This window comes from Scandinavium lactucae, from assembly GCF_033843265.1.
GTDB classification, from domain to species: Bacteria; Pseudomonadota; Gammaproteobacteria; order Enterobacterales; family Enterobacteriaceae; genus Scandinavium; species Scandinavium lactucae.
This window is the reverse complement of sequence record NZ_JAWXRD010000040.1, coordinates 534,382-558,106: the sequence shown is the minus strand read 5'-3', so window position 1 is coordinate 558,106 and position 23,725 is coordinate 534,382. Positions and strand designations below refer to the sequence as shown.

Below are 23,725 nucleotides of genomic sequence, written 5' to 3'. Positions count from 1 at the left end.
GTACTCCTTTAACGGTGAAGAAAGCGGCCGAACAGCCTGCGTGACACCAGCGGCAGGACGCCGATCAGGGTGAGTGCCAGCAGCATGCCCGGAGAGAGAATATCCTGTAGGGAGTGTAGCTGACTCAGCTGCCGCCCGGCATTGAGGTAAATCAGGGTGGCGGGCAACATCCCGAGTTGACTCACCCACCAGTAGCGCCGGATGCCGATGCGCGTAATGCCTGCGAGCAGATTCACCACAAAAAACGGCAGCAGCGGCGTCAGGCGCAGGGCGAACAGATAAAACGCGCCTTCGCGGGCGATACCCGCGTTCACGGTCGCCATCTGGCGGGCAAAGCGCTGGCTGACCCACTCGGCCAGCAGATACCGGCTGACCAGCATCGCCAGCAGAGCGCCGAAAGTCGAGGCGAACGACACCAGCAGCGCCGCCAGCCAGAAGGGCAGCACCGCGGCCCCGAGCAGCGTTAACAGGGTGGCACCGGGAATGGAAAGTGCGGTAATCAGGACGTACACCAGAAAATAGAGCAGGCTGGCGAGCAGAGGATGCCGGACATAGCCGTCAACGGCGGCGGCATGGGCGTGTTGCAAAGTGCTCAGGGTGAGCAGCTCCCGGGGGAGGAACGCGAACCCCGCGACCATACAGGCTGCCAGCAACGCCAGCAGCACTATTTTAGATGTGTTCAATTTTACGTGTAATCACTTTTACGTGTCATCACGGCTTCGCTGACTCAGCCCTTAAACGTCGCCCAGACCGGGGCGTGATCGGACGGTTTTTCCATGCTGCGGATGTCGTAGTCGATCCCGGTTTCGATGCAGTGGGGTGCCAGGCCCTGGCTGGCGAGCAGCAGGTCAATGCGCAGGCCACGGTTGTCATCAAAGCCTTTCGAGCGGTAGTCAAACCACGAGAACTGGTCCTGGGTTTCCGGATTGGCGTGGCGGAAGGTATCCACCAGGCCCCAGCCGATCAGGCGATCCATCCACTCGCGCTCTTCCGGCAAGAACGAACATTTGCCAGTGCGCAGCCAGCGTTTACGGTTATCTTCGCCGATACCGATATCCCGATCCGTCGGGCTAATGTTGACGTCACCCATGATCAACACCGGGTTCTCAGGTTTCAGCTCGCGGGTGAGATAGTTTTGCAGATCCTGATAAAACTTCTGTTTCGCCGGGAATTTGGTCGGATGGTCGCGGCTTTCACCCTGCGGGAAGTAACCGTTGATGACCGTCAGGTTGCCGAAAGGAGACGGGATTTCCGCCATGATGATACGGCGCTGGGCCTCTTCATCATCGCCCGGGAAGCCACGACGCACGGCAATCGGTGTCTCTTTGGTGAGCAGCGCCACGCCGTAGTGGCCTTTCTGCCCGTGGTAAAACACGTTGTAACCAAGCTTGGCGACATCCTCAAGCGGGAACATATCGTCGTGAACTTTGGTTTCCTGTAAGCCAATCACGTCCGGCTGATGCTTTTCGACGATGGCTTCCAGTTGATGTGGGCGGGCGCGCAGGCCGTTGATATTAAATGAAACAAATTTCATAGTCGCTGCCACTGTGCAAGGTGAATGATGCACGGATGTTAGCAGAATTTCAGACGTCGGTCAGGCAGATAAAAACGAACAGGGTTGTGCCAACCCGATGCGCTGGCACAATCCCGACGTTATTCAATCAGTGGTCTGCTGACTGACGCTCCCAACGCGGCGCTTTCATATCTGCCGCGAACATCCACACCAGCTCGCACAATAAACCGCGTAGCGTGACCTCCATTTCAGGGGGCAAAGTCTGCTGGCACAGCAGCTGCGTCAGAGCCTGGCAATACTCGCACAGCGCAGTGTGATCCGGGTCGAAAAAGGGTTCTGGCTCAGGCAGTTTATCCACGGTCAAACGATCAACCAGATGCGGTGGAATAGGGTCGTTCAGCGTCGGGGCCAGCAGAGCCAGACAGGAGCCGAGTCGGCCTAACAGGGCCAGCTTATAAACGCCTTCGTCACTGCCACATTCAACAAGGGTTTCAGCAAAACGGTCACAGCATTCGGCCAGATCGAGAAAATCTGATGAGGCGCTAAAGGGGAGTGTCAGTAAATCGCAGTCGGGGGAAAGGATAGTCGTCATAGGTAGTACTCCAACAAGTGGTAAATAAATACCGCCAGCGGAGAGGCTAATCTCACGGGTGGCGGACCAGGAGAGGTTAGCCTTACCGGCCTTGTTGGGAACCGGCGCGTCTTTCGACGCCCTCGCCCGGCCCACCATTGGAGTGCAGCCGTGCGCACGACACAAAAAAGGCGCGAAGCGCCATGTGTCGCCAACAAGTGTAAATCAGGAGGCTAATCCAGGCACCTGATTTTGCAGGTGCCGGGCGAGAATACTGCGATGGGGGGAGGTGAACAAGTGTGTTTCCGGAGGTTGGAGGGGAGGGTTGGGGGCTGATATGAGCGAGGAACGGACGTTGGCTACACTGTTAAACGTCGCCAGATTCAGCTTCAGACTCCCAGTTTTTCGCGAGTTGGGCCTTCAAAGTAGATGCTCCTGATATGGCAACTACGCGGCTGAGTCAGCACAAAGCGAATTGTTTCCCAGACTGAACGCCCATTCATCAGACGTTCCCCCATTTTGGTCTGGCTATCGACAAAAGTATCTAACCCTGTCAGCTCGAAATCCGGGGGATACAACCCAGTTACGCGTATATTTTCTTCGGACAACTGGTCCGAGAGTTTAGTTGTAAACCCGCTAAGCCCGTGTTTACTGGCAAAAAAAGCGGGGTGTGCAATTGAATCTGTAAAATTAGGAACCCCACATGAAGATATAATTGAGACGATATCCGCGCTTTCTGAACGTCTTAACCCAGGTAGCAATGCCTGAGTCAGTAGAATAGAACCTGTCAGTCCTGAACTGACGGTATTGATAATTTCTGTGTCTGGTTGATCGTCTAACGTTCCTGAAAGCCACTGAGCAGCATTGAGGATTAAAATGTCTATGGGCTTGTCTGAAGTTAACAACTGTGCAGAAAACTGAGAAAGGGATTCAGGCTGGGTTAAATCACAGAGATGCCCTTTCGCCATTCCGCCCTCAGCCGTGATGACACTGCAAGTTTTTTGAATATCATCAGCGCGCCTCGCGCAAAAATCCACCTCGACGCCTTCTCGCGCCAGCCATACGCTCAGCGCCTGACCAAATCCCGCGCCGCCACCGGTAATTACAGCTCTTTTACCTCTCAGCATCTTCATCCATCCTTATTAATGACTATGGGGGGATGTAGATATACATGAGGAAGTAGATTGACATCTTTCAGTTAGTGCCATTTTTTGACGATAGGGAAAAGTTGTACTGCAATATTTCCATAGCGCTCCAGTGGACATGCAACGTCCGCTCCTGGCACAAAGAGGAAGGCGCGCTGTGAGCGAAGAGCGGAACTATCATTTATGACGATTATGTGTTTCCGTTGCGCTGAACATTACTTCCTTACGAAGCGCCTTAACTGGCAATCTATGAGAGTGTCTATTACTATCCAAACCCTATGGATGTGAACATTTTTGGCTTTATGCCAGCACTACTGCCTGTTGCACTGTCCCCCGGAGCAAGCTTCACTCTCGTTATGAACATTGCTCTGGCAGGTGGGCACAAAGGCCTATTCAAAACTCTCGCCGGAACAGCTTTGGGCATATATACCCATGCGGTTTTAATAGGGCTTGGTCTGACAGCTGTGCTCATCTCGTCTCCAGCAACGTTTGCTGTGCTTAAAGTTGTTGGCACGGCCTATCTGCTTTGGTTAGGAGCGATGCTCGTCCGCAGTGGTATGACGGTAAATACAGGCGGGTTTACTAATACAAAGCATTTGGTGACATTAAAAGAGGCATGGCTTGCTAATGTTTTGAATCCGAAAGCCATCCTTTTTTATCTGACAGTCGTTTCACAGTTCGCAGGGTTAAAGGGGGGTGTTTGCAACTACCTGACGCTGGCATCAGTACATGTAGTGGTTATGAGTGTTTGGCTTTTCTCAGTCAGTCAGACACTGATATTTTCAGTAAAAAAAACTAACCCATTAATGCTCAAAAAATACGTCAACATTGTCGGCGGAATGTTGCTCATTGCTTTTTCTCTGCATAGTCTGATCCATTAACTCATCAGCTATAGCGGTAAGGTCCGCTGTGAACGAGAAACGGACATTTAATTTTCAAGTAGGGGAAATCGAAGCCAGTGCCTGCCGCAGCCATAGTATCGAAACCACGAACAATAAAAAGCCTGGAAAATATCCAGGCTGCGCCAGTCTCATTTATAAAATGCTGCGGTAAGGATTACTCAACGATCACGACTATTTTGCCGACTTGCCCGTTGGCCTCCATATAGCGGTGGGCGTCTGCAATCTCTTCGAACGGGAACGTTTTATCGATGACCGGTTTCAGTTTGCCGGCTCGTAAACCCTCAATGATAAAGGATTTTGCGCGCGCCATTTTTTCAGAGTCCGTCGTGATTTCAAACAGCTCATATCCACGCAGAGTGAGATGCTTACCGAGAATATCAAATACAGGCACAAGCATGTCACGGCTGTCGAGCGCCCCATACTGAAAGAACATGCCCTGCGGTGCCATAACCTGAGTCAGTTTAGCCACGTCCGGGCCGCCGACGGGATCAAAAACAATGTGGGCACCCGCGCCATCTGTTGCACGATTGATTTCAGCAACCATATCCTGCTCCGCAGTAGCAATGACGGCGGCTGCACCGGCTTTCAGGAGCATTTCGCTTTTTTCAGAAGTCCGTGTGAGTGCAATTGGGTTTGCACCCAGCATGTTAGCTATCTGTATGGCAGCCAGACCCACGCTGCTTGACGCGGCACGGATCACGACATTCTGACCAGTCTGAAGATGGCCATATTCAACCAGTGCACCGTAGGCGGTGACATACATCATCCAGCTTGCAGCGGCTTCCTCAAAAGAAAGGTTTTCAGGATGCTTCACAACAGCGTGCACAGGTGCATTGACCACCTCGCCGTACATACCGTATTCATTAAACATAAATGAAGGGATTACGCTGACCAGATCTCCACTGGTAAACTCATCAACATTCTCACCTACGGCCTGCACAACGCCAGCCGCTTCATAACCAAGACGTGCCGGAAATTCAGGCTCAATAACATACTGGCCGTTGCGGTACATGATTTCTGCACGGTTGATACCTATCGCATGTACGCGAATCTGCACTTCCCCCGCTGCGGGGGCAGGTACATGTACATCAACAACTTCCAGCACTTCCGGGCCACCGGTGCGGTTAAAGGTAATAACTTTAGACATATTCAGCTCTCATCAGTTAACGGCACACCTTCAGAATAATGCCGAAGGGATGCCCGAATCATTTGTGAACAATCTACGTTGTTACAAACACATCAGAAATACCTGAGAGGGAACTTCAGTATTAATTATCCATTAATAATCCGCCTGCTTCAGCGGATCTGCGTGGCCAGAACATCACTGAACCAGTCGATAAAGACACGCACTTTTGGAGAAAGATAGCGCCTGTCCGGATACATCACTGACACTGGCTTTGACACCGATGGGTATTGCGACAGAATCTCTTCAAGAGCGCCGGAAGCAATATGGGGAGCAACGGCATCATAGGTGGCCTGAATAATGCCCAGACCAGCCAGAGCACAGGAAAGCAGAATATCGGAATTATCAACCAGCAGGCTGCCTGCAGGACGTAGCGAAACAATGCTCCCGTCTTCGATAAACTTCCAATCCATAACGTCACGACTGTGGTCGCTAAAAAAATTAATTGCCCGATGTTTATCCAGATCCGCAAGTGTTTCTGGCCGCTCATGCTGCTGCAGGTAAGACGGGGCTGCACAGGTAACCATCCGGAGGTTACCAAGACGTCTGGATATAAAACTTGAATCCTGAAGCGCGCCCAGGCGGACAAGGCAATCTACGCCTTCCGTAATCAAATCCGTTTTTTTATCCGATGAAACCAGCACAACTTCAATATCCGGGTATTGGGCTTGAAAGTGCCTGAGATTAGGGATCAATATGGAATGCGCCAGCGCCAGGGGTACATCAACTCTCAGGCGTCCTCGCGGGGGAAGAGTCGGTGAAAAACTGGCCATCATGTCATTCACTTCGGCCAGAACATGCCTGGCATGATGATAGAACTCATCCCCTTCAGCAGTAACGCTCAGCTTTCGGGTTGTGCGATGAATGAGTTTTACACCCAGATCATGCTCTATCTGCTGTATCGCTTTGCTCACGGTGGGGCGATGGATCTGCAGTACATCAGCGGCTTTTGTGAAGCTACCCTGCTCAACAACCTGTATGAAAATATTAAGGTATTCAATCATGTTGGTATGCACGCGATCACCTGTTTTGTAGGCTGTTTAAAAATGGCATTGTAAAGTAAACCATCCCGTCGACATTATTTCTTTTCTTTCAGATAAGGACTTCCAGGCTGTCACAATGTCTGCTCCTGGCACAGTGCGGACAAGCTCACTGAGCTAAAGGTCCGCAGTGAGCGAAAAGCGGAAGTGATGAAATGAACGCTTACGACCTTATTCGATCAGGATTTTTCACTCATCTCTGGCTAGCGTATTGCCTGCAGCACAGCCTTGCCTCTGCCGACCCAGCGTGATCCAGACCATTAGCGCGCAAATCAGCGTGACAGCAGCCAGAACTCTAAAAAGAAACGTATATGCAGTGTCATAACTGTCCTGAAGCAATAATCGTGAAATACCGGGTAACATCGTAGCGGCCTGCTCAGTACTGCCGCCACCCAGCCATGCGGCAGCCTGGTGAATGACCTCTGGCGCATACCCGTGAACGGTTTTTTTCAGATTCAAATCATTCATTTCTGTTAAAAATGCTGACGCCATCGCCAGAGCGATCCCTTCTCCGGCAACGCGAACGGTATTAAAGAGGCCTGCGGCCATGCCCGCTTTCTCCACAGATACAGCTGAAAGTGCCAGACCATCCATCAGTCCCCATGGAAGCGCAGCGCCGATACCCGTCATAATTAGTGAAAGCACAAGAAAATTACTGCTGTTACCCGGAAGTGCGTATCCGAGGAAAAGCAGCCCGACTGATGCAATAATAAGTCCCGCAGCTGAAACGGTTCCCGGAGAAAACCACCGTGTCAGCAGTGCGGCAATGGACGGGAAAACCAGCATTGGAGCCGTCAGCGCCATAAGATATAAAGCACTCCGGGACTCACTCATCCCGTCACCGCCCATAAAATGCAGCGGAATAATAATCAGCAGTACAACATAGCAATAGCATGTTGCTATCGGCAGAAGCAGAACGCCGGCAAAGCGCGGGCGCAGCAGCAGAGAGATATCCAGAACAGGATTTTCAACCCCCAGACAACGCACTACAAACCTGCTGAAAAGCAGCATGGCGGAAATGAAAAGGGCGAGTGTGGGAAACGATAAAAACCCAAAGGCAGGTATAAGCATCCCCGCTGATGTAAATAACATCAGGGCTGCAGTAAACATGATTAATCCTGTGCCGTCTGGTTTCTGATGTCCGCTCTCCTCTGATGCTGGCAGAAACGTAGCACCGGTCAAAATTACAATGCCTGAAAGCAGAGCTAACATGGCATACAACCATCTCCAACCCAAAGCATCCGTAATGAAACCCATCAACACAGGGCCGAACGCCAGGCCCACGCCAAACATAGTGCCAAGTATGCTGAAGGCCCGTGTCCTGTCCGGACCTTCATAGAGACGGGCCAGTGCAGCGCTGCCGCTGGCCAATATCAAGGCCGCCGCAAGGCCCTGCAGTGACCTGAATAACCCAGCCATAAAGATATCCTGTGTCAGGCAGATCATAACGCTGCTCAGGCAAAACAGGGCTGAGCCTGCGGTAAAAATGCGCTTTCTGCCAGTAACATCCGCAGCAACACCTGCTGACAACAAAAAACTGCCGAAAGTCAGCATGAATCCATTCGTCAGCCATGACAGCGCGGCAGGCGAGCCGCCAAGAGCCTTTTGTATTGCCGGCGTGGAGATTACACCACCGGTAAAGCTTAACGGCAGCAATATAGCCGCCAGATAGACAGAAAAGGCTGCCAAATTCATGGCATATGGACTGGGAGTTCTGGCTGAAGTTGCCATTGGGTGACCTTATGTTTCCGCCAAGCGGATGGGTTAACAAACTTCAGCAATGTTATTGCAGACATTAGAGTGAATAAATACACTGAAAATCCCTTCTTAACGGACATTAAGTTTATAATCAATGGACAGTCTGACCTCTCTTACTTCGTTTGTTCGGACAGCGGAGACGCTGAGTTTTGTACAGGCCGCAAGGTTGCTTGGGATTTCTGCCTCAGCGGTCGGGAAGAATGTCGCCAGACTTGAGCACAAACTGGGCGTACGTCTCTTAAACCGCAGCACAAGAAACGTGAGTCTGACAGCAGAGGGGGCTGCTTTATTAATCCGGTGCCAGCATATTCTTGAGCAATTACATGAGGCGGAGTCAGAACTGACGAGCAGCTTAGCGCAGCCTGCTGGGAAGCTCAGGGTTTCACTTCCTGTCATTGGCTACAGGTTGATCCTTCCTCTTCTGCCGGACTTTTCCCGCCGTTATCCTCATGTAGAACTCGATCTCGATTTCAGCGACCGGCTGGTAAACATTATTGATGAAGGATTTGATGTAGCCATACGAAGCGGTGAACTGACGGACTCCCGACTGAAATCTAAAAAGGTTGGTGATTTTCGTTTTGTGCTCTGCGCCAGCCCTGCTTATTTGAATGAGTATGGTGTACCCGGCTCGCCAGCGGATTTAACGATGCACAGGTGCATTTCTTTTCGTTTTCCTTCAACGGGGCTGCTCCAACCCTGGGAACTGCGCGGTATGTGCCCGGGTGCTGACTCGAAGACAGTCTCTGTTCTGACCGTAAATAATATAGAGGCTTCTGTTCGCCTGAGCCTGTCAGGTATGGGGATTTGCTATGTACCCGGTTTTGTCGTTCGCGAATCTTTGAACACGGGGCAACTGAAAGAGGTATTGCCAGGTAGCTGTACCAGGCAGGGGGTTTTCTCGGCACTCTGGCCGGCCAGCCGGTATCTCTCACCTAGAATACGCTGCTTTGTCGATTTTATTGGTGAGTCCGGCCTGTCTCTGTAATCTGTATCAGGCAGTTAATGCTTTCTGAAATCGTATGCACTTTTATGCTTATCTCAAAATCATGAACGTCCGCTCCTGGCACAGGGCTGCTGTTGCAGCCCTGACAACCTTAGACTTCAATCGATTCAGAGATCTCTAACGCATCATCGACTTCAATGCCCAGATAACGGGCTGCGCTTTCCAGTTTCTTATGACCCAACAGAAGTTGGATCACCCGGAGATTCTTGGTTTTCTTGTAGATCAGGTAAGAGTTAGCTAAGTGAAAAATGAGCTTCGCCACACTGTTTCGTTATAGCCGTTGACTGCCAGCACCACTTTTAACGCTGTTTTCGTTCGTGCTCAATAAGCCATTCTTTGCGCGCAATGCCACCGCCGTAGCCAGTCATCGCACCATCTTTGCCGATAATTCTGTGGCATGGAATGACGATGGCTATTCGGTTTGCTCCATTTGCTGCGGCCACCGCGCGTACCGCATTGGGATTTCCAATCTGCTCTGATAGCGCTTGGTAGTGCGACGTTTGACCATAAGAAACCGCACGTAGCTCTTGCCAGACGGAACGTTGAAAATCACTACCTGGGGCATCGAGGAGAAGATCAAATTGTTGGCGAGTTCCAGAAAAATACTCGCTAATCTCTTTTTCTGCCTGGCGCGTATGACTATTTCCCCCTGATATTATTCGCGCTTTAAGCAAACGTTGAAGATCGCGAAACTCAGTCTCCAGCATCCGACGGTCAGTAAATTCCAGCAGGCAAACGCCACGTTCAGTGGCACAGACAAACATGGGGCCGAGCGGTGTGGTAAAACGGTGGATCATAATCACCTGACTCTGTTGAGTTGGAGCAACACCCGTGACCCGCTTATAGGTATAACCAAAACCGCTCAATGATTCGTAGCCGTTATCCAAAGCAACATCAGTGGCAGTTCGCCCACCTTTTAGCTCCTGAAGCGCGATATTCACCCGTTGCATTCTTTGAAATGCATGGAAGGTAATTCCGTGATTTTGTAGAAACCAGCGCCGTACCCGCTCCGGGCTGATACCCTGTTTCCGTAATTCTGTATCGTTAATTCTTGTTTTAGGATTAGCGCGCACGAGTTCAAGCGCTTGTTCGATTAACAACGGCGCACTGTGTGCATTTTCAGTGGGTCGGCACACTTTGCAAGGGCGAAAACCTGCATCCAGAGCAGCTTTAAAATCTTTATAAAACTCGACATTTTCACGTTTCGGTTTTCGTGCCCGACATACCGATATACAAAATACCCCTGTTGTTTTGACACCAACAAAAAACACCCCCGTATACTCTGAAGCGCGCTCGAGTAATGCCTGATACCAGACATCGCACTGTTCATTATCGAGAACTTTCATCAACAAAAACTCCTGCAAAGGTCTGTTGTGAATGGATAATTTGCATTAAATCTTTAAGCTTCGATTGAATGGCTGAATGAACGAAATTACCCATAGAAATGCGCTTCACGCCGAGTTTTTCTAATCTGTCGAATGCGGGGAGATGGGGCATACACATAACATTTAAAGGCAGATTTATCTCTTTGGTAATGGTTGCAATATCTTTTTCTGACGTGAGGCATGGGACAAAAAGCCCGTCTGCACCCGCTGCTTCATAAAGTCGGGCGCGTAACAACGTTTCCTGCAAAGCCTGCTCATGATTAAGCAGGTATGTATCAGTACGGATATTAAGAAATAATTGATAATTCTCTACGTTCAACGTCTTGCGAATTTCTTTTAATGTACTGGCAAATGCCGGGGCATCATCAAGTTGCCTGATACCGTTAACCACTCTGCTGTCCTCAAGGTTTATGCCAACCACCCCAAGTTGTACGAGGCGTTTAAAATGAGTCATCATCTCTTCAGCTGTACCACCAAATCCTGATTCTACATCAACACTTAATGGCAGGTTACTGACGGATTTGATGCGAGTGATGAAATAGAACAATTCGTCAAAAGACATGGCTTCTCCATCTTCGTAACCTAACGTAGCGGCAATCGCTGCACTGGAAGTACCAAGGGCCTGATAGCCCGCCTGCTGCGCTGCAATTGCACTTCCAGCATCCCAGACATTCGCGATGAGTAGCGGTTTGTTTTGATTATGAAGCTCAATGAAATTCATGATTATCTCCTTTTAGAATGAAGATAAATCTAGAACATCCGACGAAACCCTCACAACCGAAAATCGGACGACCATTTTTGCATGCGATCTCTGTCAACTGCTGCAAGAGTTGACCTGCCCCGGCGTTGATTAACTCTTCGTTGTTGTTATAACGTCCACTCCTGGCACGGAACGGACGAACTGACAGAGGCGAAGGTCCGCTGTGAGCGAAAAGCGGACATTGCATCGAAAGCCCTGCTGACTTTGTCAGGACATGCCTTTATTTTTAAGTCATTAAAGGCATGGGCCCCGCATTCCAGATTATTGCCATATTCCTTTAGGTCAGGGCTTACGACATCACGTCGCGAAAGCCATCAAATCGGCCTCACTGTTTTTTAATAATCATGCCATTACGCAGCTTTTGCGCTACAGAGAGAAGCTGCATAGATTTTACTTACTGGCTGCCAGCACCTTCTCAAGGGCTGACGTTGCACGTTGAGCGACGACCGGACAGGCCGAATTTTCAAGGGCGACGATCACCCCCCATAATTGCGTTTCAGTCAAACCAATGTTTAAAGAAATGTTGAAATGGGACATTAGCTGCGGCTCAACGCCTTCCAGGCCTGCAAGTGCGCCAAGGGTGGCAATCTCACGATCTTCATAACTGAGGTTGTCCCGTCCAAAAATGTCACCAAACAGATGTTCTTTCAGGTACGTATCAATAGCAGGAGCAAAATCGAATACAGGCCCTTTGGCTGGCACACCTATCAGGTATGTCTGCACAGATGTGCCCAGTTCAAGGAGGGATCGGCCAGCAGGCAGCGGGCTGGCTTCGGAACCTGCAATATCATTTATACCCTGTTCTTTTCGTTCATTCACAAGGGTCATAAAGGTTCCAAGTGCGTTAAGCGCACGTGGAAAACCAAGGTAAGCATAAAGCTGTACCAGTATTTCTTTTATGTCGTTAATAGTCAGGCCAGCATGTAGGCCTGCTTCCAGTGCGGCTCTCAGTTTATGATTATCGCCCAACGCAGTGAATGCAGAAATTGGAGCGATCGCCTGCTGGCGACTCGTCAGCTCTGTAACTTTCATAGAATGATCCCTTTGAGGCGGAGCAGTTTTCCGGCCTTTAATCAGCTAAGTTAATGTGTGATGGTCGCCTGCATCGCAGCGGTTTAGCGCTCACCCACTACCATGACAAAGGCGCATTTACGCACCTTTGTCATTACACTGGAAAATCATCAGTCAGGGATCTGGAAACCATAGGTTGCCAGATCCAGTGAGTCGGGATCCGGGCCGCCACGAACGCCTGTTTCAAGCGCATCAATAGCTTTAATTTCATTAGCCGTGAGCCTGAAATCAAACACGTCGAAGTTTTCGACAATTCGGTGGGGTTTTACAGATTTAGGAATGGCGGAATATCCGTGATCCAGATGCCATCGAAGAATAACCTGTGCCGGCGTCTTCGAATATTTTCTGGCAATGCCAGTGATTACCTTATCTTCGAAAGGATTTTTCTCCGCATTGTTGTAGGTATAAGACCCACCCAGTGGTGACCAGCATTGTGTGATAATGCCATAGTGGTCGTTAGCCGCACGCCATTCCGCCTGTGAATAATATGGATGAACCTGGATCTGATTCACCGCAGGAACAACACTGGTCTCTGTAATCAATCTGTCGAGTTCAGTGGGCGTGAGGTTGGATACACCAATGGCACGCACGCGCCCCTCGGCCAGCAGCTTTTCAGCCGCCTTATAGGCCTGAATGGTCTTTTCAAATTCTGATGCCAGAGGCTGATGAAGCAGCCAGAGGTCCAGTTGCTCAATGCCTAATTTATTCAGACTGACATCAAAGGCGCGAAGAGCAGAATCGTAGCCATAGTCGGAAATCCACAATTTAGTTTCAATAAAGATATCGTCGCGGTCTACGTCCGACCGACGGATCCCGGCGCCGACTTCACGTTCATTAAAATAGGCCGCAGCGGTATCGATAAGCCGATATCCGGTTTCCAGTGCCTTCTTCACCGCCTCGGTAGTTTCTTCAGGTTTGGCCTGATAAACACCCAATCCCAGAGCGGGCATTTTCACACCATTATTCAACGTAATATAAGGATTTATACCATTCATTTGAGTCCCTTTTTAGCGTTGTGGCTTAGAGGAAGCATACGTGATGCCATGAATAAGAAAGCGAGGGGTTACCCTTATCAGTCACTGACACGGGTAATGAGACTGACAGAAGGTCCGAATGTCAGCAGCGGTTGCAGGTATGACATAACTTCTGCAACATGCGGGTTTTCCGCATGGCTGGTTACTGCATCCTGGTTTACCCAGCCGTCAATAATATAAAACGTGTCGGGTTCATCGATTTTTTGATAAAAATCGTAATAAAGGCAACCGGCTTCAAGGCGTGCAGGCTCAACAAATTTCAGGACCAGCTCTTTAACGCGCTCACGATTTTCAGGTTCACATCGCAGTTCACAGATGATGTGGCGTTCTTCCGATTTTATTTTCTGCATCGTCATTTCCTCAGTTCTTACCGGCATAAACACGGGTCATACCGCCATCGACTATCAGGTCAATGCCACGGATGTAAGTACTCGAGTCTGATACCAGAAAAATCAACGCATCCGCGATATCTGCCGCGGTGCCCACGCGCCCGGCCGGTATTTCTGCGGAAACTCGCTCAGCATATGAGGCAATATCGTTGTCACTCATTTTCTGTTCGTTGCTGTAACCCTCGGTCGGGACTACACCGGGACTTATGGTATTGACCCGGATATCTCGCCCTTTTAGATCCGTGGTCCAGCTGCGAGCCAGTGAACGCACTGCCGCTTTGGTCGCGGCATAAACAGCAAATCCAGGTAACCCCATATCTGCAGTAATCGACGCATTCAGCACTACGGAGGAACCGTCACGAAGCACGTCCAGCATGCTCTGCATAGTGAGTACAACACCTTTAACATTTATGCTCAGTTCGCTGTCGATCTGATCTTCGGTCAGTTCTTCGAGTGGCGTGGCGTGGCCACCACCCGCATTAGCGAACAAAATATCCAGATGCCCCTGTTCGGCTTTAATGGTGGCAGCCGCACGCAGCATGTCTTCTTTACTTGAGACATCCGCACATATAGCTCTGGCGGAGTTGCCCAGTTTGGTTACTGCCTCGTCCAGCACGTTCTGTCGGCGGCCAGTGATATAGACTGTTGCGCCGTGTTCAATCAGTCGCTTCGCTGCACCGAAACCCAGGCCGGTTGTTCCGCCGGTGACCAGTGCGATACGGCCTTTAAGAGATTGGGTCGTCATGATGATGTCCTCTGAGAATGAATACGGGGGAGGATACCGGCGACATGGCGTCGCCGGTTAATGAAGCAAGGCTTAGCGGTTAATGGACTTCATCATTGCAGCGTTATAACGCTCGCCCTGGACGGGAACTTTTGCCAGCACATCTGCAATTTCCTGTAGGTCTGCGGCCGTGAGTTCAACTGCAGCCCCGCCTACATTTTCTTCGAGACGGTGAAGTTTTGTGGTGCCGGGGATCGGAGCAATCCATGGTTTTTGAGCCAGCAACCAGGCTAAAGCAATCTGTGCCGGGGTTGCTTGTTTACGCTCAGCAACTTTACCGATCAGGGCGACAAGGTTATGGTTGGCCTGACGGGCTTCGTCAGCAAAACGCGGCAGATTATTTCGGACATCTCCTTCAGCAAAGGTGGTTGCACCATCAATCTTTCCTGTAAGAAAACCTTTACCCAGCGGGCTGAAAGGAATGAAGCCGATACCCAGCTCTTCCAGCGTCGGGATAATGACGTCTTCAGGTTCACGGGTGAACATAGAGTATTCACTCTGCAGTGCGGACAGCGGCTGAACAGCATGTGCGTCACGAATAGCTTTTACGCCCGCCTCACACATCCCAAAATATTTCACCTTTCCTTCTTGAATCAGGTCGCGTACAGCTCCGGCGACATCTTCCATTGGCACGTTTGGATCCACACGATGCTGGTAAAAGAGATCGATGTAATCCGTTTTCAGCCGCTTAAGGGACTGTTCAACGACAGTACGAATACGCTCAGGACGACTGTCGAGTCCCGCCGCTGCATTACCCTCTTTGAAACCGAATTTTGTAGCGATAACGATCTGGTCACGGAACGGTGCCACAGCTTCCCCGACCATTTCTTCATTGATCTGACCATACGCTTCTGCAGTGTCGAACAGCGTTACGCCGCGCTCATAAGCTGCACGGATAAGTTTGATGGCTTCAGCTTTGTCTGTCGCAGGCCCGTAGCCAAAGGTCAGTCCCATACATCCCAGACCAATTGCCGATACTTCAAGGCCACTGTTACCTAATTGTCGCTTTTGCATAATGAGTCTCCTGTTTATGGATTGAACACCTCACAAGCACGGCTTGATTAGGTGGTGTTCATCTACTCTAAGGAATGACTGGTCATTACTGAAGTGGCATAATCAGATAACTGACATGAGTGGAACTAATGATGAATCATACGGATTTCAATCATCTTGCTGTTTTCATTACGGTAGCGCGTGAAAAAAGCTTCACGCGGGCCGCGGCGCACCTGGGCGTTTCACAATCAGCAATCAGTCATAGCATTCGAGGTCTGGAGGAAAGGCTGGGGATACGTCTTCTGACCCGGACAACCCGGGGGGCAGTGCCAACAGAGGCGGGAGAACGACTGCTTGCCAATCTTGCTCCCTACTATGATGGGATTGAGACCGAGCTTACCTCTTTGGGAGAGCTGCGCGAGAAGCCAGGAGGCATGATACGCATCACCGCTCATGACCATGCGGCAACCACTATACTCTGGCCAAAGCTTTCAACGTTATTGAGGGAGTACCCGGATATCACGCTTGAAATCAACATAGACTATGGATTGATCGACATTGTGACCGGTCGTTTCGATGCGGGAGTCCGTGTCGGGGATCAGATTGCCAAAGATATGATTGCCATGCGTATCTCTCCTGATTTTCGCATGATCGTTGTTGGCTCTCCTGATTACTTTTCCAGACATCCTAAGCCAGAAACGCCACAAGATCTGACTTCACACAACTGCGCAAATTTGCGGCTTTCCACACACGGAGGCCTGTTCGCCTGGGAGTTTGAGAAAGACGGGCAGGAGTTGAAAGTTCAGGTATCCGGCCAGATGATATTCAATACTTCGCCTCAACTGTTATCGGCGGCGCTTGCAGGGTACGGGCTGGCGTATGCTCCTGAGGATGTGGTGCAAAAATATATCAGAGAGGGAAAATTAATACCTGTACTTGAGGACTGGTCACCCACATTTCCTGGTTACCATCTTTATTATCCAAGTAGAAGGCAGGCTCTTCCTGCATTCAAGTTGATTTTAAACGCTCTAAGGGTATGAGTTAAGACTCATCCTTAGTGCATGGATACATTCTGCCAATCATATGTATCGAGCCTTAAGTACAATCCGATTAATACACCTCCTACACTGAGTTTCAGATTGCAGGCTAACATTCCGGGTTCGTAATGTCCGCTATTGGCACAAACCGGTCGTTATACCAACAGGAAAAAAAAGCCTGCCGAGCCTAAATTTTGATGGAAATGGGGCAGGCTAGTTTCGTGCAGGGAAACAGGTTCAGACAATGCCCCACACACTGAGGCCGAAATAATCGGCCTCCGCCTTGTCTCTAGCCCACAGCCCTAAGCCTCATCAACACCGTCGGAAAAAACTCCGCCACCGTAGGGTGCACCGGCAGCGCCTGCATCATCAGCCGGTAGCTGGCTCCGGTAGCCATGTAGTTGGAGATAACCGCGATGATTTCATCCCCGCCGATACCGAGGATCGCCGCCCCGAGGAAGCGCTCGCTTTGCGCATCGACAATCAGACGCAGCATGCCGTCGGTTTCACTCTCTTCTTTTGCCCGGCTGACGTCGGCCATGCGGATGTCCGCCACCAGAATCGACTGGCCTTGTTGAACCCGTTCCCGGGCCTGGGCGAGGGTGATGCCGACCCGGCCAAGCGGCGGATCGGTAAACATCGCGTAGCTCAGCACCCGCCGATCGGCATCGAGCCATTGCCCGTCGGGCTGCTGGCCGTCGAGTTCCGCCCACGCAATCTGATAGTCGTGATAGCTGGTGTGGGTAAACGCCCCGCGCCCGTTGATGTCGCCCAGCGCTTTAATGCCTGCCACGTTGGTATTGAAATGGGCATCGGTGCGGATAAAGCCGCGCTTGTCGGTTTCCACGCCCACGGCGGCAAGGTTCAGCCGTTCGACGTTCGGTATCCGTCCGGTGGCAAACAGAATATGGCTCCCGATGAGGGTGCTGCCGTCGCTTAACTCGGCGCTGACGCCGTCGGCGTGAGGGGCGAGGCGGGTGACGCTGCTATTAAGAATAAACTCGATCCCTTCGGCCCGCAGAAACTCGGCGATCTGCGCGCTGATGTCGTCGTCTTCGCGCTCGGCAATCCGGCCCGCGCGATGGATGATCGACACCCTGGCCCCCAGACGACGGTAGATTTGCCCCAGCTCCAGGCCGATATAGCTGGCCCCAACTATCAGCAAATGTTCCGGGCATTCATTGAGCGCTAACAAACTGGCGTTATCCAGATGCGGCACGCTGTCGAGGCCGGGCAGGTCAGGCGTCAGGGCGCGGGTGCCGGTGTTCAGATAGACATGGGCCGCAGACAACATTTCGCCGTTAACGCTAATCAAAAACCGTTCGCCATCGCGTCCTTCAAAGCGGCCCCAGCCGTGGATCAGCTCCAGGTTCTCCGTGCCCTCTAACCACTGCACCAGTCCGTGGCGCGAGGCCTCAACCTTGTCGCGCATCCGCTGGATAGCCGCCGGGAAATCGACGCTGATCGGGCCGGTCATTACGCCAAACTCCGCCGCGCGTCGCGCCAGATGGGCGACCCGCGCCGATTTGCGCAGCGTTTTGGTTGGCGTACAGCCCACATTCACGCAGGTGCCGCCGTAAAGATTGCCCTCGATAAGCACCACCTGCTGACCGTTCGCCGCCAATGAGACCGCTAAAGAGGGCGCGGCTTGACCCGCCCCAATCAATACTGAATCCACTGCCTTCACGCTAGACCTCACCCTGAATTATCGAATAGCACAGATTGATTGAGCGTAGTGCAGGGTATCAATGCAGACAAATGTCGGAACAGACGCCCCTTTTTGGCGCATTCCGCTCCGTTTTGGCGCACAAAATGCCGACAAATATCGCAGGCGATCACAAATCCTGAATTAAGTTTTACTAATGCATAATGTTGCTGATATTAGCGTTGCTAATGGCGTTAAATGCAAATTTATTCACTTTGTATGCAGTTTGTATGAATAGCGTTCGGTTGTAAGTTATTGATATTGAGTTGAGCACTTCCGTTTATGCAGTTTTGTCGCTGGCTGGCACGATGCGTGCAATATACATTTACAGCACAAACACTCATATTTATTAACATCACAATAACGTTATGTTTACCGGAAGAAGAGGTTGCTATGACTCAGTCAGTTACGCGTGGAAATTTTGACGATTGGATGATGCCGGTTTACGCCCCGGCGCCTTTTATTCCGGTACGTGGGGAAGGTTCTCGCCTGTGGGATCAGCAGGGCAAAGAGTACATTGATTTTGCAGGCGGCATTGCGGTGAACGCCCTGGGTCATGCGCACCCGGCGATGATCGCGGCGCTGACCGAGCAGGCGGGGAAATTCTGGCATACCGGCAACGGCTACAGTAACGAACCGGTGCTCAAGCTGGCGAAACAGCTGATTGATGCCACCTTTGCCGACAAAATATTTTTCTGTAACTCCGGGGCGGAAGCCAACGAAGCGGCACTCAAACTGGCGCGTAAATACGCCCACGATAAGTTCGGCGCACATAAAAGCGGGATTGTGGCGTTCAAAAACGCCTTCCATGGCCGGACGCTGTTTACCGTCAGCGCCGGGGGCCAGCCGTCATATTCTCAGGATTTTGCGCCGCTGCCGCCGCAAATCCAGCACGCTATCTACAACGATATCGACTCTGCCCGTCAGCTTATCAATGACGATACCTGCGCGGTGATCGTTGAGCCGATTCAGGGCGAAGGCGGGGTGGTACCTGCGACTCCGGCGTTCCTGAAGGAATTGCGTGACCTGTGTGACCAGCATAATGCGCTGCTGATTTTTGACGAAGTGCAGACCGGGGTAGGCCGTACCGGGGAGCTGTATGCGTATATGCACTACGGCGTGACCCCGGACGTGCTGTCCACCGCCAAAGCGCTGGGCGGCGGTTTCCCGATTGGCGCCCTGCTAACGCGTGATGAATTTGCCAGCGTGATGACCGTAGGCACCCACGGCACCACCTACGGCGGGAACCCGCTGGCCTGCGCGGTGGCGGGCGTGGTGCTGTCAATGATTAATACTCATGACGTGCTGAATGGCGTCAAACAACGCAACCAGTGGTTCACCGAACGCCTGACCGCCATCAACGCCAGGTTCGGTTTGTTCGACGAGGTGCGCGGCATGGGCCTGCTGATCGGTTGCGTGCTGAAAGCCGGGTATGCCGGAAAAGCGAAACAGATTAGCCAACTGGCTGCCGAAAATGGCCTGATGGTGCTGATTGCCGGGGCCAACGTGGTGCGCTTCGCGCCTGCGCTGGTGATCAGCGAAGAAGAGGTCAACACCGGGCTGGATCGCTTCGAGAAAGCCTGCGAACGCTTTGTGTCTGAGGTGTCATCATGATGGTCATCCGCCCGGTCGGACGCGAGGATTTGTCCGGCCTGCTGACACTCGCAGGGAAAACCGGCGGGGGGCTCACCTCACTCCCAGCGGATGAGAACACGCTCTCGGCGCGTATTGAACGGTCGATCAATACCTGGAACGGCAGCCTGGAAAAGGGCGAGCAGGGCTACGTTTTTGTGCTGGAAGATACCGCCAGCGGCACCGTGGCGGGGATTTGCGCGATTGAAGTCGCCGTCGGGCTGCACGACTCCTGGTACAACTACCGCGTCGGCACCCAGGTCCACGCCTCGAAAGAGCTGAACGTGTACAACGCGCTGCCGACGCTGTTTCTGAGTAACGACCACACCGGCAGCAGCGAGCTGTGTACGCTGTTCCTTGATCCGGAATGGCGCAAAGAGGGCAACGGCTATCTGTTGTCGAAATCACGTTTCCTGTTTATGGCTGCCTTCCGCGATCGCTTTAACGACAAAGTGGTGGCGGAAATGCGCGGAGTGATTGACGAGCACGGCTATTCCCCGTTCTGGGAAAGCCTTGGGCAGCGCTTCTTCTCGATGCCGTTTGCCCGCGCGGATTACCTGTGCGGCACCGGGCAAAAAGCGTTTATCGCCGAGCTGATGCCTAAGCATCCGATTTATACCGATTTCCTCTCCCCGGAAGCACGGGCGGTGATCGGCGAAGTACATCCGCAAACCGCCCCTGCTCGGGCGGTGCTGGAAAAAGAAGGGTTCCGCTATCGCAACTATGTCGATATTTTCGACGGCGGCCCGACCCTGGAGTGCGATATCGACCGGGTACGTGCCATTCGTAAAAGTCGTCTGGTGGAAGTGGGCGAAGGCCAGCCTGCGCCGGGCGAACTGCCGACCTGTCTGGTGGCTAATGAACAATACCATCAGTATCGCGCCATGCTGGTTCAGGCCGATCCGCACACCGACAAACTGTTACTGAGCGCACAACAGCTCGATGCCCTGAAATGCCATGCGGGTGACCGCGTGCGGCTGGTTCGTCTTTGCCCTGAGGAGAAAAAAGCATGAGTTTATGGATAGGCGGTGACTGGGTCACCGGGCGAGCAGAGGCCCGCAGCAAAAACAATCCGGTCACTCACGAAACGGTGTGGCGCGGTAATGATGCCGACGCAGAGCAGGTGGCGGACGCGGTGAAAGCCGCCCGTGCCGCGTTCCCTGGCTGGGCAAAGCAGCCGTTCAGCGCCCGCCAGCAGATTGCAGAAAAATTTGCCGGGTTGCTGGAAAGCCATAAAGAAGCGCTGACCGAGGTGATCGCCCGCGAAACCGGCAAACCGCGCTGGGAAGCGGCCACCGAAATCGGGGCGATGATCAACAAAATTGCTATTTCGGTGAAGGGCTATCACAGCCGCACCGGCGAGCAGGAAACCCCGATGCCTGACGGGGCGGCGACCTTACGTCATCGTCCGCACGGCGTGCTGGCGGTGTTTGGCCCGTATAACTTCCCGGGGCACTTGCCGAACGGGCATATTGTGCCTGCGCTGCTGGCCGGAAATACCGTGGTGTTCAAGCCGAGCGAACTCACGCCGATGAGCGGCGAAGCGGTGGTCAAACTGTGGGAACAGGCGGGTTTACCGGCTGGCGTGCTTAACCTGATCCAGGGCGGACGCGCGGTTGGAGAAGCCTTAAGCGGGCAGGCGGATCTCGACGGGCTGCTGTTTACCGGCAGTTCGAATACCGGGTTCACCCTGCATCGCCAACTGGCCGGACAGCCACAGAAAATCCTCGCCCTGGAAATGGGCGGCAATAACCCGCTGATTGTTGATGAGCCGCAGGATCAGGATGCCGCCGTTCACGTCGCGGTGCAGTCGGCGTTTATCACCGCCGGACAGCGCTGCACCTGTGCGCGTCGTCTGCTGGTGAAGCGCGGAGCCGCCGGGGATGCGTTCCTCAAACGGCTGGTGGAGGTCACCGGGCGCATTATACCCGGTAGCTGGAACGCCGAACCGCAGCCGTTTATCGGTGGCCTGATCTCCGAGCAGGCGGCGCAGAATGTACGCTCCGCCTGGGAGCAACATGTGGCTAACGGCGGCGTCACGCTGCTCGAGCCGCGCTTGCTGGAAGCAGGCACCTCGCTGGTCACGCCGGGCATTATCGACATGACCCACGTGCAGAACGTGGCCGACGAAGAAGTGTTTGGCCCGCTGTTGGGCGTCTGGCGTTACGACACTTTTGATGAGGCGATTGCGTTGGCCAATAACACCCGGTATGGCCTGTCGTGCGGGCTGATTTCCGCCGAGCGCGAGAAATTCGACCAGCTGCTGCTGGAAGCACGCGCCGGGATCGTCAACTGGAACAAACCCTTGACCGGCGCGGCGAGTACCGCCCCGTTTGGTGGCGTGGGCGCATCGGGCAACCATCGTCCTGGGGCGTGGTATGCCGCAGATTATTGCGCCTGGCCGATGGCGAGCCTTGAGTCTCCGGCGCTCAGTCTGCCGGGCACGCTCAACCCGGGCCTCGATTTTTCGTCTGAGGTGAAATCATGAAAGCCTGGGAAGTGAACTTTGACGGGCTGCCGGGGCTGACGCATCACTATGCCGGGCTGTCGTTCGGCAATGAGGCCTCGACCAAACACCGTTTTCGCGTCTCCAACCCGCAGCTGGCGGCTAAGCAGGGCCTGCTGAAGATGAAAGCGCTGGCCGATCTCGGCTTTAAGCAAGCCGTTCTGCCCCCGCAGGAACGCCCGAATGTGCCGCTGTTGCGTCAGCTGGGCTTCACCGGCAGCGACGAACAGGTGGTAGAGAAAGCCGCCACCCAGGCACCGCAGCTGTTGTCGGCGGTGAGTTCGGCCTCGTCAATGTGGGTGGCGAATGCCGCCACCGTTTGCCCGTCGGCTGATGCGTTGGATGGCAAAGTGCATCTCACCGTCGCCAACCTTAACAATAAATTCCACCGCGCCAGCGAGGCACCGACCACCGAGGCGGTGCTGCGGGCGATTTTCAATAATGAACAAGCGTTTGCGGTACACGGCGCGCTGCCGCAGGTGGCGATGTTTGGCGACGAAGGGGCGGCGAACCATAACCGTCTCGGCGGTGAGTACCCTCAGCCGGGCCTGCAAATGTTCGTCTATGGCCGGGAAGAGGGCGGGCATCATCAGCCTCAGCGCTATCCGGCGCGTCAGACGTTAGAGGCCAGCCAGGCGGTGGCCCGACTGAATCAGGTCAATCCGCAGCAGGTTATTTTCGCCCAGCAGAACCCGGGGGTGATCGACCAGGGCGTGTTCCACAATGATGTGATCGCGGTCAGTAACCGGCAGGTGCTGTTCTGCCATCAACAGGCGTTTCTGAATCAGCCTGAACTGCTGGCCCAGCTGCGGGAACGCGTCCCGGGCTTTACCCCGGTGGAAGTGCCGACCGCGCGTGTCTCGGTCAACGATGCGGTGGCGACCTATCTGTTTAATAGCCAACTGCTGAGCAAGCCCGACGGCAGCATGATGCTGGTGTTGCCGAAAGAGTCGCAGGAACACGCGGGCGTGTGGTCGTATCTCACAGATGTGCTGGCGCAGGATAATCCTATCAATGAACTGAAGGTGTTTGATCTGCGGGAAAGTATGGCCAACGGCGGCGGCCCGGCGTGTTTACGTCTGCGCGTGGTGCTGACCGAGGCGGAGATCCAGGCGTTGAATCCAAAGGTGTTAATGAGCGACACCCTGTTCGATACGCTCAATACCTGGGTAGACCGCTACTATCGTGATCGTCTGACCCAGGCCGACCTCGCGGATCCGCAGCTGTTGCGCGAAGGGCGTGACGCCCTGGATCAGCTGACGCAAATTTTGGGACTCGGCTCGGTTTACCCGTTCCAGCAGTAAAGGAGGCACG

The 23,725-nt window shown here is 52.9% G+C and carries 23 protein-coding genes; 7 read left to right on the top strand and 16 right to left on the bottom strand.

The window, feature by feature from the left end:
- Window positions 1–8: 8 nt before the first annotated feature.
- The 4 genes from SIK69_RS20280 to SIK69_RS20265 all read right to left on the bottom strand — a co-directional run bounded on the left by SIK69_RS20280 (window position 9) and on the right by SIK69_RS20265 (window position 3,211).
- Window positions 9–683, bottom strand: a complete 675-nt coding sequence (locus tag SIK69_RS20280) for a TVP38/TMEM64 family protein (RefSeq protein ID WP_319630062.1) — start codon at window positions 681–683, stop codon at window positions 9–11.
- 44 nt (window positions 684–727) lie between these two features.
- Window positions 728–1,534 (bottom strand): exodeoxyribonuclease III, encoded by an 807-nt coding sequence (gene xthA / locus SIK69_RS20275; protein ID WP_319630063.1) that lies wholly within the window; start codon window positions 1,532–1,534, stop codon window positions 728–730.
- A gap of 127 nt (window positions 1,535–1,661) precedes the next feature.
- Window positions 1,662–2,105 carry a hypothetical protein gene (locus SIK69_RS20270; RefSeq protein WP_319630064.1) on the bottom strand — a complete coding sequence of 148 codons (444 nt, stop codon included), beginning with the start codon at window positions 2,103–2,105 and terminating at the stop codon, window positions 1,662–1,664.
- 368 nt (window positions 2,106–2,473) lie between these two features.
- Complete coding sequence (locus SIK69_RS20265) at window positions 2,474–3,211, bottom strand: SDR family oxidoreductase (RefSeq protein WP_319630065.1); 738 nt, start codon at window positions 3,209–3,211, stop codon at window positions 2,474–2,476.
- A 296-nt stretch (window positions 3,212–3,507) separates the two neighbouring features.
- Between SIK69_RS20265 and SIK69_RS20260 the strand changes: the two genes are divergently transcribed.
- Window positions 3,508–4,110, top strand: coding sequence for a LysE family translocator (locus SIK69_RS20260; RefSeq protein ID WP_319786919.1), 603 nt, complete (start codon window positions 3,508–3,510; stop codon window positions 4,108–4,110).
- Between the two features lie 175 nt (window positions 4,111–4,285).
- Here the strand turns inward: SIK69_RS20260 and SIK69_RS20255 are convergent, their stop codons facing one another.
- The 3 genes from SIK69_RS20255 to SIK69_RS20245 form a co-directional block, all read right to left on the bottom strand.
- Complete coding sequence (locus tag SIK69_RS20255) at window positions 4,286–5,278, bottom strand: zinc-dependent alcohol dehydrogenase family protein (protein WP_319786918.1); 993 nt, start codon at window positions 5,276–5,278, stop codon at window positions 4,286–4,288.
- 149 nt (window positions 5,279–5,427) lie between these two features.
- Window positions 5,428–6,318, bottom strand: a complete 891-nt coding sequence (locus SIK69_RS20250; RefSeq protein ID WP_319787227.1) for a LysR family transcriptional regulator — start codon at window positions 6,316–6,318, stop codon at window positions 5,428–5,430.
- Between the two features lie 225 nt (window positions 6,319–6,543).
- A complete protein-coding gene (locus SIK69_RS20245) occupies window positions 6,544–8,085 on the bottom strand; it encodes an MFS transporter (protein ID WP_319786917.1) in 1,542 nt (513 codons plus the stop codon).
- A gap of 121 nt (window positions 8,086–8,206) precedes the next feature.
- Between SIK69_RS20245 and SIK69_RS20240 the strand changes: the two genes are divergently transcribed.
- On the top strand, window positions 8,207–9,097 hold the full coding sequence (locus tag SIK69_RS20240) for a LysR family transcriptional regulator (protein ID WP_319630069.1): 891 nt from the start codon (window positions 8,207–8,209) through the stop codon (window positions 9,095–9,097).
- 109 nt (window positions 9,098–9,206) lie between these two features.
- On the opposite strand, the gene SIK69_RS20235 is transcribed toward SIK69_RS20240, so the two are convergent.
- The 8 genes from SIK69_RS20235 to SIK69_RS20200 all read right to left on the bottom strand — a co-directional run bounded on the left by SIK69_RS20235 (window position 9,207) and on the right by SIK69_RS20200 (window position 15,552).
- Window positions 9,207–9,311 (bottom strand): integrase, encoded by a 105-nt coding sequence (locus SIK69_RS20235; RefSeq protein WP_319630591.1) that lies wholly within the window; start codon window positions 9,309–9,311, stop codon window positions 9,207–9,209.
- Window positions 9,312–9,414: 103 nt separating this feature from the next.
- Window positions 9,415–10,461, bottom strand: a complete 1,047-nt coding sequence (locus tag SIK69_RS20230; RefSeq protein ID WP_319630070.1) for a bifunctional transcriptional activator/DNA repair enzyme AdaA — start codon at window positions 10,459–10,461, stop codon at window positions 9,415–9,417.
- Window positions 10,445–11,221: an isocitrate lyase/PEP mutase family protein gene (locus tag SIK69_RS20225; RefSeq protein WP_319630071.1), complete on the bottom strand. Its 777-nt coding sequence runs from the start codon at window positions 11,219–11,221 to the stop codon at window positions 10,445–10,447. The genes SIK69_RS20230 and SIK69_RS20225 overlap by 17 nt, the downstream gene beginning before the upstream one ends.
- A gap of 429 nt (window positions 11,222–11,650) precedes the next feature.
- Window positions 11,651–12,292, bottom strand: a complete 642-nt coding sequence (locus SIK69_RS20220; protein ID WP_067436684.1) for a carboxymuconolactone decarboxylase family protein — start codon at window positions 12,290–12,292, stop codon at window positions 11,651–11,653.
- A gap of 149 nt (window positions 12,293–12,441) precedes the next feature.
- Complete coding sequence (locus tag SIK69_RS20215) at window positions 12,442–13,326, bottom strand: aldo/keto reductase (RefSeq protein ID WP_089600845.1); 885 nt, start codon at window positions 13,324–13,326, stop codon at window positions 12,442–12,444.
- Window positions 13,327–13,403: 77 nt separating this feature from the next.
- Entirely contained in the window at window positions 13,404–13,715 is a 312-nt protein-coding gene (locus SIK69_RS20210; protein ID WP_034458338.1) for a putative quinol monooxygenase, read from the bottom strand.
- A gap of 10 nt (window positions 13,716–13,725) precedes the next feature.
- Entirely contained in the window at window positions 13,726–14,499 is a 774-nt protein-coding gene (locus tag SIK69_RS20205; RefSeq protein WP_034458340.1) for an SDR family oxidoreductase, read from the bottom strand.
- Between the two features lie 72 nt (window positions 14,500–14,571).
- Complete coding sequence (locus SIK69_RS20200) at window positions 14,572–15,552, bottom strand: aldo/keto reductase (protein ID WP_064793398.1); 981 nt, start codon at window positions 15,550–15,552, stop codon at window positions 14,572–14,574.
- 131 nt (window positions 15,553–15,683) lie between these two features.
- Here SIK69_RS20200 and SIK69_RS20195 point away from each other — a divergent pair, with 131 nt between their 5' ends.
- Complete coding sequence (locus SIK69_RS20195) at window positions 15,684–16,571, top strand: LysR family transcriptional regulator (RefSeq protein ID WP_034458343.1); 888 nt, start codon at window positions 15,684–15,686, stop codon at window positions 16,569–16,571.
- Window positions 16,572–16,857: 286 nt separating this feature from the next.
- On the opposite strand, the gene SIK69_RS20190 is transcribed toward SIK69_RS20195, so the two are convergent.
- Window positions 16,858–18,255 (bottom strand): mercuric reductase, encoded by a 1,398-nt coding sequence (locus tag SIK69_RS20190; RefSeq protein WP_319786916.1) that lies wholly within the window; start codon window positions 18,253–18,255, stop codon window positions 16,858–16,860.
- A gap of 411 nt (window positions 18,256–18,666) precedes the next feature.
- On the opposite strand from SIK69_RS20190, the gene astC reads away from it, so the two are divergent.
- Genes astC through astB form a run of 4 tightly spaced genes read left to right on the top strand, consistent with a single transcriptional unit; the run spans window position 18,667 to window position 23,715 of the window.
- Complete coding sequence (gene astC / locus SIK69_RS20185; RefSeq protein ID WP_319786915.1) at window positions 18,667–19,887, top strand: succinylornithine/acetylornithine transaminase; 1,221 nt, start codon at window positions 18,667–18,669, stop codon at window positions 19,885–19,887.
- Entirely contained in the window at window positions 19,884–20,918 is a 1,035-nt protein-coding gene (gene astA, locus SIK69_RS20180) for an arginine N-succinyltransferase (protein WP_319630076.1), read from the top strand. Before astC ends, astA begins: the two co-directional genes overlap by 4 nt.
- Window positions 20,915–22,393 carry a succinylglutamate-semialdehyde dehydrogenase gene (gene astD, locus SIK69_RS20175; RefSeq protein WP_319630077.1) on the top strand — a complete coding sequence of 493 codons (1,479 nt, stop codon included), beginning with the start codon at window positions 20,915–20,917 and terminating at the stop codon, window positions 22,391–22,393. Before astA ends, astD begins: the two co-directional genes overlap by 4 nt.
- Window positions 22,390–23,715: an N-succinylarginine dihydrolase gene (astB, locus tag SIK69_RS20170; RefSeq protein WP_319630078.1), complete on the top strand. Its 1,326-nt coding sequence runs from the start codon at window positions 22,390–22,392 to the stop codon at window positions 23,713–23,715. The genes astD and astB overlap by 4 nt, the downstream gene beginning before the upstream one ends.
- Window positions 23,716–23,725: the final 10 nt, after the last annotated feature.